Raw genomic sequence first — 18,510 nt, 5'->3', positions numbered from 1 at the left:
GGATCAGGCGGCGGCCTGACGTTTGCCTAGGTGGATGCCGCACTCGACCTTGTCCATACCCGACCAACGCCCGGCGCGCGCGTCCTCGCCGGTCTGGACCGCCCGCGTGCACGGCCAGCACCCGATCGAGGCATATCCCTGCTCGACCAGCGGATGGCGCGGAAGGTCGTTATCGGCCAGCCACGCCTCGACATCGTCGGCGTCCCAGTTCGCCAGCGGGTTGATGCGCAGCACGCCATCCAGCACCTCGAACGGCTTCAGCCGCGCCCGCGTCACGGCCTGATAACGTTTGCGGCCGGTGATGATCGCGTTGAACCCCGCCGTGGCCCGCGCCAGCGGCCGCACCTTTCTCAGGTCGCAGCAGGCGTCGGCGTCGGTGCGCCACAGGTCGTCGCGCGCATCCAGCGTCGCCTTCTCGTTCGCATCGGGCGTGACCAGCCGCACGTCGGTGAGGCCCAGCGCCTTGGTCAGTTGGGTGCGGTAGGACAGGGTTTGCAGGAAATGCTGCCCCGTCTCGAGAAACACAACTGGCGTCTCGGGCCGTTCATCGGCGACGATGTGCAGCAGGGCCGCCGATTCCGCCCCAAAGGACGAGATTGTTCCCACGCGCAGTCCGAGCGCAGGATCCAGCGCCGCCTTGACGATTTGAGGCGCCGACTTGCCCTCGGTCTCGCGGTTCAGCCGATCAGCCAGCGCCTCCAGGTCACGGTCGTTCGACGCCGCGCGGCGTCGCCGCCAGATGGTCGGCGCAGGATCGACGGCGGGCTGATAGGCGCCGCTGAACGCCTGATCCATCCGCGCCCAGGCCGCTGCATCGGCGCCCAGCGCCAGCTCCACCGCATCGAAGCCAGAGCGCCGCAGGTGGCGCGCCTGATCGGGCAGCACCTTGCCCGCAGCGATCAACCGCCCGGCGTATCCCCGCTCGCGCAGCACCGCCGCCAGCGAGAAGCCGCGCCCGTCGCGAAAGGCGTCGAACTCCAACACCAGCACATCCTCGGTCACAACCGCCGCCTCGACCTCTTCAAGCGGCGTCGTGACCGACAGCCGCAACCCGTTCTGAATCCCTTCAAGCGTTTGCAGCATCGAGCGTCTCATAGATGGCGTCGCGGAAGGGGTCGGGACCGACGCGGCGCACCGTGTCGATGAACCGCTCGCCGTCCGCGCGGATTTGCAGATAGCGGTCCAGCGTCCGCTGAATGGCGGGCGCCACTTCTTCGAACGGCAAGCTCTTGCCTACGATATCGCCCAGCGCCGCCTGTTCGTCGGGCGAGCCGCCGACGGTGATCTGGTAGTATTCCTCGCCCTTGCGATCGACGCCCAGCACGCCGATGTGGCCGACGTGGTGATGACCGCAGGCGTTGATGCAGCCGCTCATATTGATGCGCACCGGCCCCAGCGCTTCCTGATAGTCCAGGTCCGCCAACCGTTTCGACAGGGCCTGGGCGACCGGAATCGATCGGGCGTTGGCCAGGCTGCAATAGTCCAGTCCGGGGCAGGCGATGACGTCGGTCGCCAGGTCCGCGTTGGCCGTCGCCAAACCCGCCTCATGCAGGGCCCGCCACACGGTAGGCACGTCGTCCAGCTTCACATGCGGCAGGACCAGGTTCTGCTCATAGGCGGCGCGCAGCTCGTCGAACGAATAGCGCTCGGCCAGATCCGCCACGGCGTCCATCTGGTCCGCCGTGATGTCGCCAGGCACCCCGCCGACCGGCTTCAGCGACACCACCACCGAGGCGTAGCCCGACTGGCGATGACGGCGCACATTGTTGCGGGCGAATCGGGCGAAGTCGGGATCGGCCAGCAGGGCGCGGTCGTACGGGGCGCTGACCTTGGGCAGATCGGCGAAGGGCGGCGCGGCGAAATAGGCCTGGATGCGCGCGACCTCGTCTTCGGGCACGCGCAGGTCTTCGTGGCGCAGGGTGGCGTAGTGTCTGTCCACCTCCTCGCGGAAGACGTCGATCCCCAAGGAGGCGACCAGGATCTTGATCCGCGCCTTGTGGATATTGTCGCGTCGCCCCAGCAGGTTCCATGCCCGCAGGATGGCGGTCAGATAGGCCAGCAGGTGCGCCGCCGGCACCGCCGCCGCGATCTCCTGCGCGATATGGGGCAGGCGCCCCTGCCCGCCGCCCACGAAGACGCGGAAGGCCGTGCCGCCGTCCTCGCCCTTCACGATCTGCAGGCCGACATCGTGGGTGCGGATCGCCGCCCGATCCTTCTCGGCGCCGATCACCGCGATCTTGAACTTGCGCGGCAGGAAGGAAAACTCCGGATGGATGGTCGACCACTGGCGGATGATCTCGCACCAGGGACGCGGGTCTTCGATCTCGTCGTCGGCGACGCCGGCGAACACGTCGGTCGTGGTGTTGCGGATACAGTTGCCGCTGGTCTGGATGGCGTGCATCTCGACCTCGGCCAGATCGCTCAGGATCGCCGGCAGGTCTGTCAGGGCCGGCCAGTTGTACTGGATGTTGCACCGCGTGGTGAAATGGCCATAGCCCTTGTCATAGGTGCGGGCGATGTGGGCCAGCCGCCGCATCTGGCGACTGCTGAACGTTCCATAGGGAATGGCGACCCGCAGCATATAGGCGTGCAATTGCAGATAGACGCCGTTCATCAGCCGCAGCGGCTTGAACTCGTCCTCGGTCAGGGCGCCGGACGCGCGGCGCGCCACCTGATCGGAAAACTCCTCGACCCGTTCGCGCACCAGGGCGTGGTCGAACTCGTCATAGCGATACATCAGCCCACGCCTCCCACGACGCTGTGCCCCACGGTCGGTCCGGCAGAGCGGATGCGCTCCTTCAACCGGTCGCGGCCCGAGGGCGTGCGGTCGCTGACCTCGAACAGATAGGGATTCACAAAGACATCGGGCCGCCCGGCCACCTCGGCCAGCACGATCTCCGCCGCAGCATCATCCAGCACCGACGCCTGATCGATATGACCGACAGGCTGATTGTCCACACCCGCATAGATGACGCGGCCGTCCGACAGGCGGTTCGCGGTCACGACCTTCATGCCGCCGCCTCCGAAATATCCGCCTGCGCCGCCGAAAAGGCCGCCGTCTCACCGACGAACACCAAGGCCGGTCCCGTCAGATCAGCGCCCCGAACCAGCGCGCCCAGCCCATCCAGCCGCCCCATCAGAACCCTCTCATCCGGGCGGCTGCCGTTCTCGACCACGGCCACAGGCGTTGAGCCCGCACGCCCTGCCGCCATCAGCTTGGACGCCGTCTCCTCGGCGCGGTCCGTTCCCATATAGATGGCCAAGGTGTGGTTCGGCGCGGCCAGGCGCGACCAGTCGGCGTCCACGCCGCCGACCTTGCCCTGCGCCGTCACGAAGGTCACCGCCTGGGCGTGATCGCGGTGGGTCAGGGGAATGCCCGCAGACGCCGCGCAGGCCAGGGCCGCCGTCACGCCGGGCACGACAAAGACCGCCACGCCCGCCGACCGCATAGCCTCAAGCTCCTCGCCGCCGCGTCCGAAGACGAAGGGATCGCCGCCCTTCAGCCGCACGACCCGATGACCGGCGCGAGCCTCGGCGATCATCAGGGCCTCGATCTGGTCCTGCGGCACGGAATGGTCGCCGCGCGCCTTGCCGACATACAGACGTTTGGCGTCGCGCCGCGCCCGATCCAGCACCGCCTCCGGCACCAGCCGGTCGTGGATGATGACGTCGGCGTCCTGCAGCACCCGCAGCGCCTTCAGCGTCAGAAGCTCCGGGTCGCCCGGTCCCGCGCCGACGATATGGACCACGCCCTGTTCCGGCGCCGCCACGTTCAGCAGGCGCAGCATCTCACGCCGCGCCTCTGCCGTTCGTCCGGCCGCCGCCAGATCGGCCGCCGGTCCCCGGAACGCCTTCTCCCAAAACCGCCGCCGCGCCATGAAATCCGGCACGCTGGCCTTGACCGTGTCGCGCAGCTCGCGCGCCATCCGCGCCACATTGGCCAGACCCGCAGGCAGCACATTCTCGATGGCCGTGCGGATATCCCGGGCCAGGATCGGCGCCGAACCGCCCGTCGCCACGCCGACCACCACCTCGTCCCGGTCGATCAGGGCCGGGGTCTGGAAATCGCTTAGAGCAGGCTGGTCCACCACATTGACCTGCGCCCCCGCAGTCCGCGCCAGGTCCGCCAGCCGCCGGACCTTATCCAGATCACTCAGGGCGATGAACACCAGCCGCGCGTCCGCCAAATCCTCGACTTCCGGCGTGCGAAGGACCGGCGTCGGCGCCCCCTGCGGCGTCTCGATGGCCTCGGGCGCGCCATCGGGCGCGAACCACCGGACCTCGGCCGGGCCGTTGAGGAACAGCCGCAGCTTGGCCAACGCCGGCTCCCCGCCGCCGATGATCACGATTTTGGCGGCCTCCAGCGGAATGGAGGCGAGAAAGACACGCATCGTCTGGCTTTCCGGAGCGATCGATAAGGAAAAGCGCCGGTTTCAGGCGCAAACTCTGGATTGGAACCTTCGACGTCATCGCCGACGCCCGCAAACCAGATTGCCTTTGTCTCGCTGATAGGATTTCTAACGGCGATGGCCCGTTCCCTGCTCCCGCTCAACGCCCTGCGCGCCTTCGAGGCCGCCGCGCGTCACCTGAACTTCTCGCGCGCCGCCGACGAACTGTCGGTGACGCCGGGCGCCGTCAGTCAGCAGATCCGGCTGTTGGAGGACATCGTGGGCGGCCCCCTGTTCGTGCGCGAGGCGCGCGGGCTTCAGTTGACCGATCTCGGCCGATCCTCCGTGCCGCTGCTGCGCGAAGGTTTCGAACGGCTGATGGACGCCTCGGCCCTGCTGCGCGAGCCGCCGCGCAGGAAGCAGGTGTCGATCAGCGTGGCGCCGGGCTTCGCCTCCAAATGGCTGATGCCGCGCATGGACGCCTTCCACACCGCCCATCCCGAGATTGAACTGTGGATTTCCGCCGACATGGAGACGGCGGATCTATCGGAGGGCAAGATCGACCTGGCCGTCCGCTATGGTCCCGGCGACTATCCCGGCCTGACCGTCGATCGGCTGATGACCGAGACGGTCCTGCCCGTCTGCGCTCCGTCGCTCATGGACGGCGAACACCCGATTCGGAGGCCCGCCGACCTGATCCGCCACACCTTGCTGCACGACATGTCCAACGACGGCGACCCCAGCCGCCCGGACTGGGCCATGTGGCTGAAGGCGCGCGGCGTGCGCCATCCCGATCCGCGCCGGGGCTCGCGCTTCAACCAGTCGGGCCTGTTGATCGAGGCGGCCATCGCCGGTCGCGGCGTGGCCCTGGCGAAACGCACCCTGGCCCAGGCGGACCTGGCGTCCGGTCGTCTGATCGCCCCCTTCCCCGATGGCTCGGAAGCCGTGGGTTTCGCCTATTATGTCGTTCAACCCCGCGACCGCCCGCCCTCGCCCAGCACCACCACCTTCGTCGGCTGGCTGAAGAAGCAGGCCGTGGACCACGACAATACGATGGGCCAACTCTAACCCGCCAAGGAGGCCGTCATGGCCAATGGAAAGCCCGCGCGCCTCGCCGTGCTGATCGACGCGGAAAACGCCTCGTCCCGCATCGCCGAGGCGCTGTTCACCGAGATCGCCACCCTGGGCGAAGCCTCGGCGCGTCGCGTGTATGGCGATTTTTCCAGTCCGCAGATCGCCGGCTGGACCAAGGTGCTGGCGCGCTGGGCCATCCAGCCGCAGCAGAACTTCGCCAACACCAAGGGCAAGAACTCCGGCGACATCGCCCTGGTGATCGACGCCATGGACCTGTTGCACTCGGGGCGGTTCGACGGCTTCTGCCTGGTGTCGTCGGATTCCGACTTCACCCGTCTGGCGGCGCGCATCCGAGAGGAAGGCGTGGACGTCTATGGGTTTGGCGAACAGAAGACGCCGGAAAGTTTCCGCCAGGCCTGCACGCGCTTCATCTACACCGAGAACCTGACCACCCAGGCCGAGCCGAACGAGGACGCCAGCAAAAAGGCCGCCGCCGAACCGGCGCCGGCCAAGCGCAAGCCCAGCGAGGCGACACGCCTGATCGCCTCGGTCATCGCCGACCTGGACGAGGACGGCGACGGCTGGGTTCTGGCCGGGGCTATCGGCAATCGGCTGCGCAACGCCTACCCCGACTTCGATCAGCGCACCTATGGCTACGCCAAACTGTCCGACCTGATCCGCGCCACGGGCCGGTTCGAGGTCGAGAGCAAGGGGCCGGGCGGAATGCGGATTCGCGACCGCGCCTAAGACCGCCTCAGGCCCTGGCGGCGCGTGGCGTTTCGATACCCAGGGCTGTCAAGGACGCCGCCGCGATATGTTCTGCGTTCAGCCCCGCCTTGGCGTACATGACGGCCGGCGCATCCTGATCCTGGAAGATATCCGGCAGGTTGAGGGTGCGAACCTTCAAGCCGCGATCCAGAGCGCCCTTCTCGGCCAGCAGTTGCAACACGAAGGCGCCGAAGCCGCCCATGGCGCCCTCCTCCACCGTGATCAGGCATTCGTGCTCGCGCGCCAAACGCAGGATCAGGTCGGCGTCCAGCGGCTTGGCGAAGCGGGCGTCGGCGACGGTCGCCGACACGCCCCTGGCCGCCAGCAGGTCCGCCGCCTTCAGCGATTCCTGCAGACGGGTGCCCAGCGACAGGATGGCGACCGAGGTCCCCTCGCGCACGATCCGGCCCTTGCCGATCTCCAGCGGAGCGGCCAGTTCCGGGATTTCCACGCCCACGCCGTCGCCGCGCGGATAGCGGAAGGCGCTGGGGCGGTCGTCGATGGCCAGGGACGTCGAGATCATCGCCGCCAGTTCGGCCTCGTCCGCCGCCGCCATCAGCACCATGCCGGGCAGCGCCCCCATGAAGCCGATGTCGAACGATCCGGCGTGGGTCGATCCGTCCGCGCCCACCAGACCGGCCCGGTCCATGGCGAACCGCACGGGCAGCGACTGGATCGCCACGTCGTGGACCACCTGGTCGTAACCGCGCTGCAGGAAGGTCGAATAGATGGCGCAGACCGGCTTCATCCCGTCCGCCGCCAGACCCGCCGCAAAGGTCACGGCGTGCTGTTCGGCGATGCCCACGTCATAGGTCCGCTCGGGGAAGGCCTGACCGAACAGGTCCAGACCGGTGCCTGACGGCATGGCGGCGGTAATCGCCACCACGGTCGGATCGACCTTGGCGTGTTTGATCAGCTCGGTCCCGAACACCTTGGTGTAGCTGGGGGCGTTGGAGATGGCCTTGGCCTGTTTGCCCGACACCACGTCGAACTTGACCACGGCGTGCAGCTTGTCGGCGCTGGATTCGGCAGGCGCATAGCCCTTGCCCTTCTGCGTCACGACATGGACCAGAACGGGCCGGTCCTCGATGGCGGCCGCCTTCTTCAGGATAGGCACCAGATTGTCCATGTCATGGCCGTCGATCGGCCCGACATAATAGAAGCCCAGCTCTTCGAAGAAGGTGCCGCCGGTCACCATGCCGCGCGCATATTCCTCGGCCTTCTTGGCCGCCTTCCGGAAGGGGCGCGGCAGGTGCTGAGCCACCGACTTGCCCAACCGTCGCACGTTCTGATAGGCGCCGCCCGACACCAGACCGGCCAGATAGGCGCTCATTCCGCCGACCGGGGGCGCGATCGACATGTCGTTGTCGTTCAGAATGACCATCAACTGGCCATTGGTCGCCTCGGCGGCGTTGTTCATCGCCTCATAGGCCATGCCGGCCGACATGGAACCGTCGCCGATCACGGCCACGACGCGGTTCTTTTCGCCCTTCTGGTCGCGCGCGGCGGCGAAGCCCAGAGCGGCGCTGATGGAGGTCGAGGCGTGGGCCGCGCCGAACGGGTCGTATTCGCTCTCGCTGCGTTTGGTGAAGCCCGACAGGCCGCCGCCCTGACGCAGGGTGCGGATGCGGTCGCGTCGCCCCGTCAGGATCTTGTGCGGATAGCATTGGTGCCCGACGTCCCAGATCAGGATGTCCTTGGGCGTCTCGAACACATGGTGAAGCGCCGTGGTCAGTTCGACCACCCCCAGCCCCGCGCCCAGATGCCCGCCGGTGACGGACACCGCGTCGATGGTCTCGGCCCGAACCTCCTCGGCCAGCTGTTTCAGCTGGGCGATGTCGAAGCCCCGCATATCGGCGGGAATCTTGACGGTGTCGAGCAGGGGGGTGTCGGGCATGGGCGGAACCTTGATGGTCTTCTTGTCGTAACCCGCGTTCGCGGGTCAGCTTTTCTATCAGGCCCGGCGCTTTAACACAAAGTCCACGCTGGCCTTGAGGATTTCGGCCTCGTGGCCGAACGGCTCCAGATGGGCGCGCGCCTGATCGGCCAGATGCGCGACCCGTTGTCGCGCCGCCTCGACACCCAGCAGGGTGACGAAGTTGGTCTTACCCAGGGCTGCGTCCTTGCCGCCGGCCGCCTTGCCCATTTCCTCGGGCGATCCTTCGACATCCAGCAGGTCGTCGACGATCTGATAGGCCAGACCTACATCGTGCGAGAAGCTGATCAGGGCGTGCTGATGCTGGGCCGTGGCGCCGGCGATGATCAGCGGAATCTCGAACGCATAGGCGAACAGGGCGCCGGTCTTCAACCGCTGCATCCGCGCCACCCCGCCCAGGTCGTCGCGCACGCCCAACAGGTCGATCATCTGACCGCCCGCCATGCCGCGCGCACCCGAGGCCAGAGACAGCCGCGCCGCCAGTTCGCATCGGACGGCCGCATCCTCATGCGTGTCCTCATGCAGCAGGATGTCGAACGCCGCCGTCTGCAACGCATCTCCCGCCAGCACCGCCGTCGCCTCGTCATAGGCGCGGTGGACGGTCGGGCGGCCACGCCGCACGTCGTCGTCGTCCATGCACGGCAAGTCGTCGTGGACCAGGCTGTAGGCGTGAACGCATTCCAGGGCGCAGGCGGCCCGCAGCACCGACCGTTCGTCGATATCGAACAGGCGCGCCGCCTCCAGCGCAAAGAACGGACGCAGCCGCTTGCCCGGCCCCAGGGCGGCGTAGCGCATCGCCTCGGTGAGGCGCGATTCCGGGCCTTCCGCGCGCGGCAGCAGTTCGTCCAGCGCGACCGTGACCAGATCGGCGACCTCGGCCACACGATCAATAACGGCCTGCTCGGGCGAGTTCGCAGCGATCACATGGGTCAAAACAGACGTCCGCCTAAAGGAAGTTCACGATCCACGCCCACCAGCACGACCTCGCCCTGCGCATCGGGAAAACCCAGGGTCAGAACTTCGGACTTCACAGGCCCGATCTGACGCGACGGAAAGTTGACGACGGCTGCGACCATCCGGCCTGCCAGCTGTTCCAGGGTGTAGTGGTGCGTGATCTGGGCCGAGGATGTCTTGACGCCGATCTCGGGTCCGAAGTCGATCTTCAGTTTAAAAGCCGGTTTGCGCGCCTCCGGGAAGGCGTCGGCCTTCACGATCCGGCCCACGCGGATGTCGACTTTCTGAAAGTCGTCAAAACCGATGGTTTCGGTGGCCCTGCTCATTCGAAAGACACGGGCTCGGCGCCCTGCGCCTGCCCGTCCGGCCCGACGACGATCTTCTCGACGCGAAGCTGGGCGGCCTTCAGCCGCGCCTCGCAGTGCGCCTTCAGCCGCGCACCCTCCTCATACAGTGCGATGGATTCCTCCAGCGGGGCCTGGCCGGATTCCAGGCGGGACACGATGGTCTCCAGCCGCTGCAGGGCGTCTTCGAAACTGAGGTCGGCGGGGATGGCGGGGGCGGCGTCGGTCATGGCGCGGACCCTAGAGGGGGTCGCCCCACGCTTCAACGGCAGAAGCGGCTATCGCTTCTCGTAGCGACGCTGTGACCAGTATTTGAAGCCTTGGTTCTGGACCAGTTTCCAGCCGTCGCCCTTCAGCGCACGGCCGACCATGTGGTTGAAATAGCCGTGGGCGAAAACCAGCACGTCCTGGCCGCTTTCGGCGCGGGCGATCAGCTTCCGGGCCGCCTGGTCGGCGCGGGCCTCGGCTTGGGCGCGGGTCTCCTGGCCATCGTGGTGGTCGAAAGCGTGCCACCAGAACCGCGACACCACGCCCCACCATTTGGGCGACAGCTTGATCCATTCCGGCACCGGCGGCGGCGGCAGCGGCGCCTCGATGAACATGACGTCCGACAGCACCTCACGCCCTGCCGAGACGGCGGCGGCGGTCTCCTGGGCGCGCTGGCGGGTGGAGGCGTAGATGGCCCCCGCGCCCTGGGCCGCAGCGACCAGCTCGGCGGGCGGCGTCTGGCCGGCCAAGAGGCCGCCAATCTCATATTTCGCCCACCAGTCGCCGTATTGTCGCGCGGTGATCAGGCATTTGCGCGACAGGGCCGGCTCGCCATGACGGGTCAGGATGATTGCGCCGGGACGGGTCGCGACCAGGCCGCCGACGGAGGGCGAGGCGGGTGGAACCACGGACGGTTCGGTCGAATCGAGGGACAAGGCGGGGACAGACATGACGAGCGGACGGGCCTTTGGTTTCAAGGCTTTGAACGTCCTCAGTCCTCCCCAAGCACGTGACATGTGCGACCGCAGAACGGCCTGATCCTTCAAGGTCGTAGCCCCCCTCGCGCGCCGACACAACCTCGCCTGAACACCTGGGTCGCGCGACCTCCGGAACGGCGACATCGGCAGGTCGGTCTTGCGGGCGGTGATTTCGCCGATGCGCCTTGCGCCGGGCGTTTTGCAAACCGATCTGGATGACGACGAACCAAGCCTCAGGAGCCCATCATGAAGGCCATCGGCACGACCGGACCCCGCCCCGCGACCGACCCCGCCGCCCTGATCGCTTTCGACGCGCCCGAGCCGACGTTACGTCCCTGGGACCTGCTGGTTCAGGTCAAGGCCGTCAGCCTGAACCCGGTCGACGCCAAGGTCCGAAACAGCCGTCAGCCCGAGGGCGGCCAGACCAGCATCCTGGGCTATGACGCGGCAGGCGTGGTGATCGGCGTCGGCGAAAAGGCCAGCCTGTTCAAGGTCGGAGACGCGGTCTTCTACGCCGGCCAGATCGACCGTCCCGGCTCCAACGCCGAACGCCAAGCGGTGGATGAGCGGATCGTGGGACCTAAGCCGACATCCCTGACGTTCCCAGAAGCCGCCGCCCTGCCCCTGACCGCCATCACGGCCTGGGAGCTGCTGTTCGACCGGATGAAGGCCGGGGCCGACGAGGACGAGACCCTGCTGATCGTCGGCGGCGCGGGCGGCGTGGGTTCAGCCCTGATCCAGATCGCACGGGCGACGACCCGGCTGCGCGTCGTGGCCACCGCCTCGCGCCCCGACACCCGCCAATGGTGCCTGGGCCTGGGCGCCCATGCCGTCATCGACCATTCCGGCGCGATCGACGAGGCCTTGGCCGCCGCCGGCGAGCGCGCGCCCCGCTACATCGCCGCCCTGACCCACACCCAATCCCATTTCGAGGCCCTGGCCCGCGCGGTTGCGGCGCAAGGGGTGATCGGCGCCATCGACGACTTTAAGGGCTTGCCGGTGGAACTGCTGAAACCCAAGGCCGCCGGCTTCGTCTGGGAGTTCATGTTCACCCGGCCGGTCCAGCAGACCCCGGACATGATCCGGCAGCACGAAATCCTGACCGAGGTTTCGCGCCTGGTCGACGCTGGCGCGGTCCGCACCACCTTGACCGAGAACCTGGGACCGCTCTCGGTCGAAACCCTTCTGGACGGCCATCGTCGGCTGGAGAGCGGCGCGACCATCGGCAAGATCGCGCTGGACGGTCTCTGACCCTTGCCCTCTAAGAGCGGACCATGACCGCGCCCGTGATCCGCCCTGCCCGCCCTGACGACGCCGCCGCGCTGGGGGCCCTGGGCCGCCAGACCTTCGTGGACACCTTCGTCAGCGGGTTCGGCATCCCCTATCCGCCTACGGATCTGACCGCCTTTCTCGACGCCAGTTTCGGACTGGAGCCGACGTTAACGAAGCTGGCCGAGCCGGGCTGCGCCTGGTGGGTGGCCGAGCGGGCCGGCGAACTGCTGGCCTTCGCCAACGCCGGTCCCAACGGCCTGCCGCATGCCGAGGCTAAGAGCGGCGATCTGGAGCTTCGCCGCCTCTATGTCGCCAAATCGGCGCAAGGCCTGGGCCTGGGCACGGCCCTGCTGACCCTGGCGCTGGACTGGATGCAGGCCAACACCTCCGGCCCGCTGTGGATCGGCGTCTGGAGCGGCAATGATAGGGCCCGGCGCCTCTACGCCGCCCACGGCTTCGAAAAGGTCGGCGAATACGACTATCCCGTCGGCGCCTGGCGCGACCGCGAGTTCATCTTGCGACGCGGATAGGTAGACGCCTACCGCAGCAAATGGTTCTGTGGTCGCCCGACACACCATTCAAAGCCACGCTGAATGCACACCCTTGTCCTTTCGCTGATGCTTGCTTTGCAAGCCGCCCCCACTTCGGACGAAGGCGCCGCCCGAGCGGCCGTCGCGGAAGGCGACCGTTTGCTTTCCGCCGCCGGCGCCTCCGACCTGTTCGACAACGAAAGCGCAACGGCTGGCGGCGCGATCATTCTGCGTCACAAGGCCAGTGGATATCGGTGCGTGCTCAATCCAGGCAAGACAGTGAACGCCGTTCATGTCTATCCCAGTGCACAGCGCGGAGACGACGTCGGCTGTTCGACCCAAACCATAAGCGATATTCGCACCCTATATTTGACGCGCAGCACAGGGACGACGGCGGAGGAAGCCGCCACCGCCGCTCTCGCGATCCAAGCGCGTTATCGCGGCGCTCGCCCGGCGGACCTGTCTCGCAGCCGCCCAATGTTCGAGCTTCCAGGCCGTGAAATCCCCGAACACAAGACGATCGGTTTCGAAACACCTGACAGCTACGAGCAGGCGACGGTCGGGGTAATCGATGGATGGGCCGTCAAGTACCGCTTTTCCTCTCCGCCAGGCACGGCGGGCAGAAGCGGCGTCTTCGACAGCTTCTGGATTACGACGATCCTGGAACCTGAACTCGCCGCGCGTCGTGCCGCCCAATCGACCGCCGCGCCCCAAGTCAATGTCGCCGCGCCCGGCGCCGACTAATGCTTCTGCCCTTCTTCTCCGCCCTGCGCGACGCCAAGGTTCCGGTGTCGATGAAGGAATGGCTCAATCTTATGGAGGCCATGGATCGCGATCTGGCGGGGCGAGAGGTCGAGGCCTTTTATCACCTGTCGCGCGCGGTTCTGGTCAAGGACGAGAAACACTATGACCGTTTCGATCAGGTGTTCGGCACGGTGTTCAAGGGCATCGAGACGGTCGGCGCGGGAGAGGACCTGACCACCGACATTCCCGAAGACTGGCTGCGGCTGCTGAACGAAAAATACCTGACCGACGAGGAGAAGGCTCAGATCGAGGCCCTGGGCGGCTTCGACAAGCTGATGGAGACGCTGAAACAGCGGCTGGAGGAGCAGAAGGAACGCCATTCCGGCGGCTCAAAATGGATCGGAACGGGCGGTACCAGCCCCTTCGGACACGGCGGCTATAATCCCGAAGGGGTGCGGATCGGCGGGCCGGGCAAGCATGGCCGGGCGGTCAAGGTCTGGGAGAAGCGCGAGTTCAAGAACCTGGACGACACGGTCGAACTGGGCACCCGCAACATCAAGGTCGCCCTGCGCCGTCTGCGCCGCTTCGCGCGCCAGGGCGCGGCGGACGAACTGGACATCGACGGCACCATCGACGGCACGGCGCGTCAGGGTTGGCTGGACATCCAGATGCGGCCCGAACGGCGCAACACGATCAAGGTGCTGCTGTTCCTGGACATCGGCGGCTCGATGGACGGCCATATCAAGATGGTCGAGGAGTTGTTCTCCGCGGCCAAGACCGAGTTCAAGAACCTGGAGTTCTTCTACTTTCACAACTGCCTCTACGAGGGGGTCTGGAAGGACAACCGCCGCCGCCATACCGAACGGATCCCGACCTGGGACGTGCTGAACAAATACCCTGGCGACTGGCGTGCGATCTTCGTCGGGGATGCGACGATGGGCCCCTATGAAATCACCATGCCCGGCGGCTCGGTCGAGCACTGGAACGAGGAGGCCGGCGCGGTCTGGATGAAGCGGGCGCGCGGTCAATGGGAGCGGTCGGTCTGGCTAAATCCGGTGCAGGAACGTTATTGGGGCTATACCGCCTCGGTCGGGCTGCTGCGCGAGGTGATGGACCAGCGGATGTATCCGCTTACGCTGGACGGGCTGGACAAGGCGATGCGCGCCCTGACAAGGTAAGGCCGGCGCACGGAGCGACGGGCACAGCGCCGTACGAGGGGTTCGACCAATGATCGCCGCCGCCTTCGCCTTACTGCTTCTGCAACAGACCGCGCCGACGGTGGTGTGGGAAACGCCCACCGCCGCGCCTGCGACCGCGCCGGCGCCGCCTGAGCCCGCCGCATCGCATTCCGTGCCGGCCTGGGGCCTGGCCGATCCCTTCGGGTTCGAGCGAGCGCGGTGCAGCCCCCTGGTCCGCGGCGACACGCCGATGCAGGCCTGCCAGGCCGAGGTGCACGCGCAGTTGGCTGTAGCCATGGGACCGAACCTGCCCGAGGCGTTGCGGCCCACCGGCATGGCCGGCGACTGTCAGATGATGCAGGCGTCCGCCGGCGGCTCCGCCTATGCGGTCCAGTGCGGTCCGCAGTCGCGAACGATCAATGCGCCGTCCGGCCTTCGGGAAATGGACTGTCGCCCCCGTCCGAGCCAGGGAGGCTTCAGTTCGGAATGCCGGCCCGTGGACGGTGCGGACAAGAAGGGCCTGTCGCTGACGCTTTGGGGCGACAAGCCCGACTGACCCAAAGAAAACGCCGCCCGCTTTCGCGGACGGCGTTTCGCGCATTCAGTGAAGAGTAGACTTAGGGGTCAGTCCTTGTCGCGCAGGCTGTCCTTGACGCCGCCGACGGCGTTCTGGACCTTGCCTTCGACCTGATCGGCCTTGCCCTCGGCCTGCAGCTTGGTGTCGCCGGTCACCTTGCCGGCGGCTTCCTTAACCTTGCCGCCCAGGTTCTTGGCGGCGCCTTCGATACGATCATGATCGGCCATGCTTTGTCTCCTGATCCTGCGCGGCCGGTATGGCGTCACGCGTTGATCAAAAAACGAAATCTTAAAGGCCTAGTTCCGTAAGGCTCAGCTTGCGCGCCGCAGCCAGACCGCCACCGCCCAGGCGTGTGAATCGTGGCGCAGCCGAGACAGGGCGAAGGTGGGGTCCAACCAAACCAGAGTGTGATCTTCCTCGCATTTGGCGGTCGGATCTTCCGCCACGACGCGCGCCGTCCAGAAGCCGCCGACATTGTTCAGCGGCTCGTCGGTAGACCGTATGAAATACTGGCTGGCCTCGGCGATGCGGTTCAACGGCGTGATCGTCAGACCCGTCTCCTCGACAAACTCGCGCCGCAGGGCCTCGACCTCGGTTTCCTCCACGTCCACCCCACCGCCCGGCAGGTCGAAGTAGGGGCCGGTCGCTCGCTCCACGCGCACGCAGGCGATCAGGCCATCGCGTTCCACCACGCCGAAGGCGACGGCGCGATGGCGATAGTCGGTTGCGGGTTTTCGAACGCCGAACTGCAGCATGATAACGCCAACCCCTAAAGGTCGAAGGCCAGCCTGGCGCGCACGCCCTTGTGGGCGCCGTCGAACTCGACCGCCGAACGCAGGCCCGACGCCATGGCCGAGATGATCTTGGCCCCCAGACCCGTGCCCTTGGGCGCACCGTCGCCCATGCCCGGCCCATCGTCTTCGACGGTCAGGACGACGCGGCTATCCCCTTCGCGATCCATACGGATGCGGATTTCGCCACCCTGCCCCGGCGCATAGGCGTATTTGACCGCATTGGTCACCAATTCGGTCACGATAACGCCGATGGATACGGCCTGGTCGGTCGTGACCGACAGGGGCGCGGCCTCCAGCTTCAGGTGCGGCGAGCCGTCGTCCGGCCCAATGGACTTCGATAGTTCGTCCATCAGCCCTTCCAGATACTCGTGCATGGCCACCTGGCTCATGTCGCCGGACGTGTAGAGGCGGCGGTGAACGTGAGCCACGGCCTCGATCCGAGCCTGGGATTCCCGCAGCGCGTCCTTGGCGCCCTGGTCCGACACATGGCGCATCTGCAGCGACATGAAGCTGGACACCAGTTGCAGCGAATTGCCGACGCGGTGGTTCACCTCGCGCAGCATCGCCTCCGCCCGATCGCGCGCCAGACGGATTTCTTCCTGCGCCAGATCGTTCTCGCGTTGCAGGCGCCGCCGCAAAAGGGAGTCTTCCAGCGCCACACGCAGCAGGGAGGTGAAGTCCTCCGACACGTCCTTGATGACATAGTCAGCGGCGCCGGCGCGAAGGGCGGCCACGGCGATCCGCCCATCCTGGGCGCCGGTGACATAGACGACCGGCGGCGGCGCAGTCAGCGCCAGGATGTCCGGCAACACGTCCAGCCCGTCCCGTGACGGCATATAGTGGTCCAGCGCGCAAACATCGTAGTCGTGCTGCTGCAACAGCTCCAGCCCGGCGTCGCCATCGGGCGCGCAGGTCACAGCGTAGCCGTGACGCGCCAACTCCTTCTCGACCAACCGGGACAGGCCCCGGTCGTCGTCGATGTAGAGCAGACGAATGGGCTGGTCGGCCGCGATCACTCGATCTCCGGGGCCTGGATCACCGACAGGAACAGGCCCAGTTGGCGGATCGCGCCGGCGAAGGATTCATAATCGACGGGCTTGGTGATGTAGACATTGCAGCCCAGGTCGTAGCACCGCTGAATCTCGACCTTGTCGTCGGTGGTGGTCAAAACCACCACAGGCGCGCGGCGCAACCGTTCATTGCCCTTCACCTTTTCCAGGATGTCGGTTCCCGACATATCCGGCAGGTTAAGGTCCAGCAGGATCAGAAGCGGCCCGTTCTCCAGGATTTCGTCGCTGAACAGATACTCCAGCGCCGCGCCACCTTCATCGAAATGCTTGATTTCGTTATTGATATTCGCGCGACGGATGTTCTTTTCGATCAGCTTGGCGTGACCGTGGTCGTCTTCGACCATGATGATTTTGACGGGATGCGTCACAACGCGACTCCAGGTTCGGCTACAATCAGTCGTTTGGGGAATTTCAGCAGGAAAGTCGAGCCTTTACCCAGCTCGGATTCGACGTCGATGGTCCCGCCCAGCCGGCGAACGCTGTTGCGGACAAAGGCCAGGCCCAAGCCCTCGCCCGAGCGGTCCTGTTTGCCAGAGCGACGGAACAGTTCGAAAATTCGCTCGTGGTCGCGCGGCGCGATGCCCCGACCATTGTCGGCGATGCGATAGACGACCCAGCCGCCGGGCGTATCCTCTCCCGAGACGACAATCTCGCCCGGCCGACCGTGGTCCAGATATTTGACCGCATTGTCGATCAGATTGCCCACGATCTGCTCCATCGAAATCCGGTCGCTCTCGATTTCTGGCAAGGGCTGGACCTCGATGCGGGCGCCGGAAGCCTCGGTCTGGTGGTGGACGCTCTTGGCGATGTTCTCGGCCATGGCCGTCATGTCCAATGTCTCAGGCAGCAGATTGCGGCGGCCCTCGCGCGACAGCTTCAGGATGGCGTTGATCAGACGGTCCATCTTTTCGGTTGAGGCGCGGATGAAGCCGATGGCCTCGGGCATGTCTTCGCGCACGGCCATGACCACGTCGGCGTCGACCGCGCGGGTCTTCTCGGCATCGGCGATGGCCTTGTCGACCACCTTGCCGGCCTGCTCCAGCTCCGAAGTGTAACCCATGACATTCACAAGGGGCGCGCGAAGATCGTGGCTGACGATATAGGCGAACCGTTGGATTTCCTCGTTGGCGCGCATCAGGTCGCCGGTCCGTTCCTTGACCTTGTCCTCCAGACTGGCGTTGGCGGCGTCCAGGGTGGCGCGGGCGGTCTGAATCTCGCCGACGTAGCGGCGAACCATCCAGGCCGACAGAAGCGCCAGAACCACCACCAGAAGCCCCGTGATCGCGTTCATCACCACGGTCAGCGTGCCGTATCGTTCTGACTTGAGAGTACGGTCGGCGATGCGTCGGGACTTGATGTTGTCGAAGTCGTCCACCGCCGCCCGCAGTTCGTCCATATAGCGTTTGCCTTCGCCGGAACGGACCGACTGGATCGACTGACCGATGCGACCCTGCTGCGCCAGCGTCAGGGTCTTCTCCATCTCGCCCCATTTCTGATCGGCCAGCCCATGAATGCGGTCGATCGGCGCCTTCAGCGTGGGGTCTCGCGCGGCGCCCTCGTCCAGAAAGGCGACGGCGGGCGCGATCTCGGACTGCGCCTTGCGATAGGGCTCCAGGAAGTCGCTGCGCCCGGTCAGCAGGAAGCCGCGCTGGGCCGTTTCAGCGTTCAGCATGGCAATCAGGGTCGTGCGCGAGGCCCGGCGCATCTGCTGGGCATGCTCAATCGTGTCGTTCACCGCCGCCGTGCGCTGGATCATCACGAAGGTGGTCACATTGACCACGATCAGCAGGGCGAACGCCAGGACAAGCATCGCCGAGATCGAGCGGGCCAGAGACGGCGTGCGCGCGAAGTCTCTGAATCGTAAAAGGCTGCGTCGCGAAGTGGGGATCATAGCGCAGCTTTAGACCCGCAGGCGC

Annotated in this window: 21 protein-coding genes; 7 read left to right on the top strand and 14 right to left on the bottom strand. The window is 66.5% G+C overall.

The genetic code is table 11. From position 1 onward, the window contains the following. Nucleotides 1-3 precede the first annotated feature (3 nt). From KZX42_RS08465 to cysG, 4 genes are read right to left on the bottom strand one after another with little or no spacing between them, the layout of a single operon-like run. Nucleotides 4-1,083 carry a phosphoadenylyl-sulfate reductase gene (locus tag KZX42_RS08465; protein WP_248118770.1) on the bottom strand — a complete coding sequence of 360 codons (1,080 nt, stop codon included), beginning with the start codon at nt 1,081-1,083 and terminating at the stop codon, nt 4-6. After that, nucleotides 1,067-2,737 (bottom strand): nitrite/sulfite reductase, encoded by a 1,671-nt coding sequence (locus tag KZX42_RS08460; protein ID WP_248118769.1) that lies wholly within the window; start codon nt 2,735-2,737, stop codon nt 1,067-1,069. The genes KZX42_RS08465 and KZX42_RS08460 overlap by 17 nt, the downstream gene beginning before the upstream one ends. Next, entirely contained in the window at nt 2,737-3,012 is a 276-nt protein-coding gene (locus KZX42_RS08455) for a DUF2849 domain-containing protein (RefSeq protein ID WP_248118768.1), read from the bottom strand. The genes KZX42_RS08460 and KZX42_RS08455 overlap by 1 nt, the downstream gene beginning before the upstream one ends. Beyond that, the gene (gene cysG, locus KZX42_RS08450; protein WP_248118767.1) at nt 3,009-4,391 is read right to left on the bottom strand and encodes a siroheme synthase CysG; all 1,383 of its coding nucleotides are present in this window, start codon (nt 4,389-4,391) and stop codon (nt 3,009-3,011) included. The genes KZX42_RS08455 and cysG overlap by 4 nt, the downstream gene beginning before the upstream one ends. A gap of 135 nt (nt 4,392-4,526) precedes the next feature. On the opposite strand from cysG, the gene gcvA reads away from it, so the two are divergent. Next, the gene (gene gcvA, locus KZX42_RS08445) at nt 4,527-5,456 is read left to right on the top strand and encodes a transcriptional regulator GcvA (protein WP_248118766.1); all 930 of its coding nucleotides are present in this window, start codon (nt 4,527-4,529) and stop codon (nt 5,454-5,456) included. 18 nt (nt 5,457-5,474) lie between these two features. After that, nucleotides 5,475-6,209: an NYN domain-containing protein gene (locus KZX42_RS08440; protein ID WP_248118765.1), complete on the top strand. Its 735-nt coding sequence runs from the start codon at nt 5,475-5,477 to the stop codon at nt 6,207-6,209. A 7-nt stretch (nt 6,210-6,216) separates the two neighbouring features. Here KZX42_RS08440 and dxs read toward each other — a convergent pair whose 3' ends face one another. Genes dxs through KZX42_RS08415 form a run of 5 tightly spaced genes read right to left on the bottom strand, consistent with a single transcriptional unit; the run spans nt 6,217 to nt 10,402 of the window. Next, a complete protein-coding gene (gene dxs / locus KZX42_RS08435; RefSeq protein WP_248118764.1) occupies nt 6,217-8,127 on the bottom strand; it encodes a 1-deoxy-D-xylulose-5-phosphate synthase in 1,911 nt (636 codons plus the stop codon). 57 nt (nt 8,128-8,184) lie between these two features. After that, nucleotides 8,185-9,057: a polyprenyl synthetase family protein gene (locus KZX42_RS08430; RefSeq protein WP_248119136.1), complete on the bottom strand. Its 873-nt coding sequence runs from the start codon at nt 9,055-9,057 to the stop codon at nt 8,185-8,187. A 38-nt stretch (nt 9,058-9,095) separates the two neighbouring features. Further along, the gene (locus KZX42_RS08425; protein WP_248118763.1) at nt 9,096-9,446 is read right to left on the bottom strand and encodes a tRNA-binding protein; all 351 of its coding nucleotides are present in this window, start codon (nt 9,444-9,446) and stop codon (nt 9,096-9,098) included. Then, on the bottom strand, nt 9,443-9,694 hold the full coding sequence (locus tag KZX42_RS08420; protein ID WP_248118762.1) for an exodeoxyribonuclease VII small subunit: 252 nt from the start codon (nt 9,692-9,694) through the stop codon (nt 9,443-9,445). Before KZX42_RS08420 ends, KZX42_RS08425 begins: the two co-directional genes overlap by 4 nt. A gap of 48 nt (nt 9,695-9,742) precedes the next feature. Then, complete coding sequence (locus KZX42_RS08415; protein ID WP_248118761.1) at nt 9,743-10,402, bottom strand: histidine phosphatase family protein; 660 nt, start codon at nt 10,400-10,402, stop codon at nt 9,743-9,745. Nucleotides 10,403-10,675: 273 nt separating this feature from the next. Between KZX42_RS08415 and KZX42_RS08410 the strand changes: the two genes are divergently transcribed. The 5 genes from KZX42_RS08410 to KZX42_RS08390 all read left to right on the top strand — a co-directional run bounded on the left by KZX42_RS08410 (nt 10,676) and on the right by KZX42_RS08390 (nt 14,709). Next, nucleotides 10,676-11,680, top strand: coding sequence for a zinc-binding alcohol dehydrogenase family protein (locus KZX42_RS08410; RefSeq protein WP_248118760.1), 1,005 nt, complete (start codon nt 10,676-10,678; stop codon nt 11,678-11,680). 23 nt (nt 11,681-11,703) lie between these two features. Further along, on the top strand, nt 11,704-12,231 hold the full coding sequence (locus KZX42_RS08405) for a GNAT family N-acetyltransferase (protein ID WP_248118759.1): 528 nt from the start codon (nt 11,704-11,706) through the stop codon (nt 12,229-12,231). Between the two features lie 63 nt (nt 12,232-12,294). Then, nucleotides 12,295-12,975, top strand: coding sequence for a hypothetical protein (locus KZX42_RS08400; RefSeq protein WP_248118758.1), 681 nt, complete (start codon nt 12,295-12,297; stop codon nt 12,973-12,975). Beyond that, on the top strand, nt 12,975-14,153 hold the full coding sequence (locus tag KZX42_RS08395) for a VWA domain-containing protein (protein ID WP_248118757.1): 1,179 nt from the start codon (nt 12,975-12,977) through the stop codon (nt 14,151-14,153). Before KZX42_RS08400 ends, KZX42_RS08395 begins: the two co-directional genes overlap by 1 nt. Before the next feature lie 49 nt (nt 14,154-14,202). Beyond that, nucleotides 14,203-14,709 (top strand): hypothetical protein, encoded by a 507-nt coding sequence (locus KZX42_RS08390; protein WP_248118756.1) that lies wholly within the window; start codon nt 14,203-14,205, stop codon nt 14,707-14,709. A gap of 68 nt (nt 14,710-14,777) precedes the next feature. Here KZX42_RS08390 and KZX42_RS08385 read toward each other — a convergent pair whose 3' ends face one another. The 5 genes from KZX42_RS08385 to KZX42_RS08365 all read right to left on the bottom strand — a co-directional run bounded on the left by KZX42_RS08385 (nt 14,778) and on the right by KZX42_RS08365 (nt 18,485). Beyond that, nucleotides 14,778-14,957, bottom strand: coding sequence for a CsbD family protein (locus KZX42_RS08385; RefSeq protein ID WP_248118755.1), 180 nt, complete (start codon nt 14,955-14,957; stop codon nt 14,778-14,780). Nucleotides 14,958-15,041: 84 nt separating this feature from the next. After that, complete coding sequence (locus KZX42_RS08380; protein WP_248118754.1) at nt 15,042-15,485, bottom strand: NUDIX domain-containing protein; 444 nt, start codon at nt 15,483-15,485, stop codon at nt 15,042-15,044. A 14-nt stretch (nt 15,486-15,499) separates the two neighbouring features. Beyond that, nucleotides 15,500-16,540: a histidine kinase dimerization/phosphoacceptor domain -containing protein gene (locus tag KZX42_RS08375; RefSeq protein ID WP_248118753.1), complete on the bottom strand. Its 1,041-nt coding sequence runs from the start codon at nt 16,538-16,540 to the stop codon at nt 15,500-15,502. Next, nucleotides 16,537-16,962, bottom strand: a complete 426-nt coding sequence (locus tag KZX42_RS08370; protein WP_248118752.1) for a response regulator — start codon at nt 16,960-16,962, stop codon at nt 16,537-16,539. Before KZX42_RS08370 ends, KZX42_RS08375 begins: the two co-directional genes overlap by 4 nt. Then, nucleotides 16,959-18,485, bottom strand: a complete 1,527-nt coding sequence (locus tag KZX42_RS08365) for a CHASE3 domain-containing protein (protein ID WP_248118751.1) — start codon at nt 18,483-18,485, stop codon at nt 16,959-16,961. Before KZX42_RS08365 ends, KZX42_RS08370 begins: the two co-directional genes overlap by 4 nt. Between the last annotated feature and the right edge of the window lie 25 nt (nt 18,486-18,510).

It is taken from the genome of Brevundimonas sp. EYE_349 (assembly GCF_023147505.1).
Taxonomy (GTDB): Bacteria; Pseudomonadota; Alphaproteobacteria; order Caulobacterales; family Caulobacteraceae; genus Brevundimonas.
Note: the sequence above shows the minus strand (reverse complement) of the source record. Positions and strands in the feature narration are given on the sequence as shown.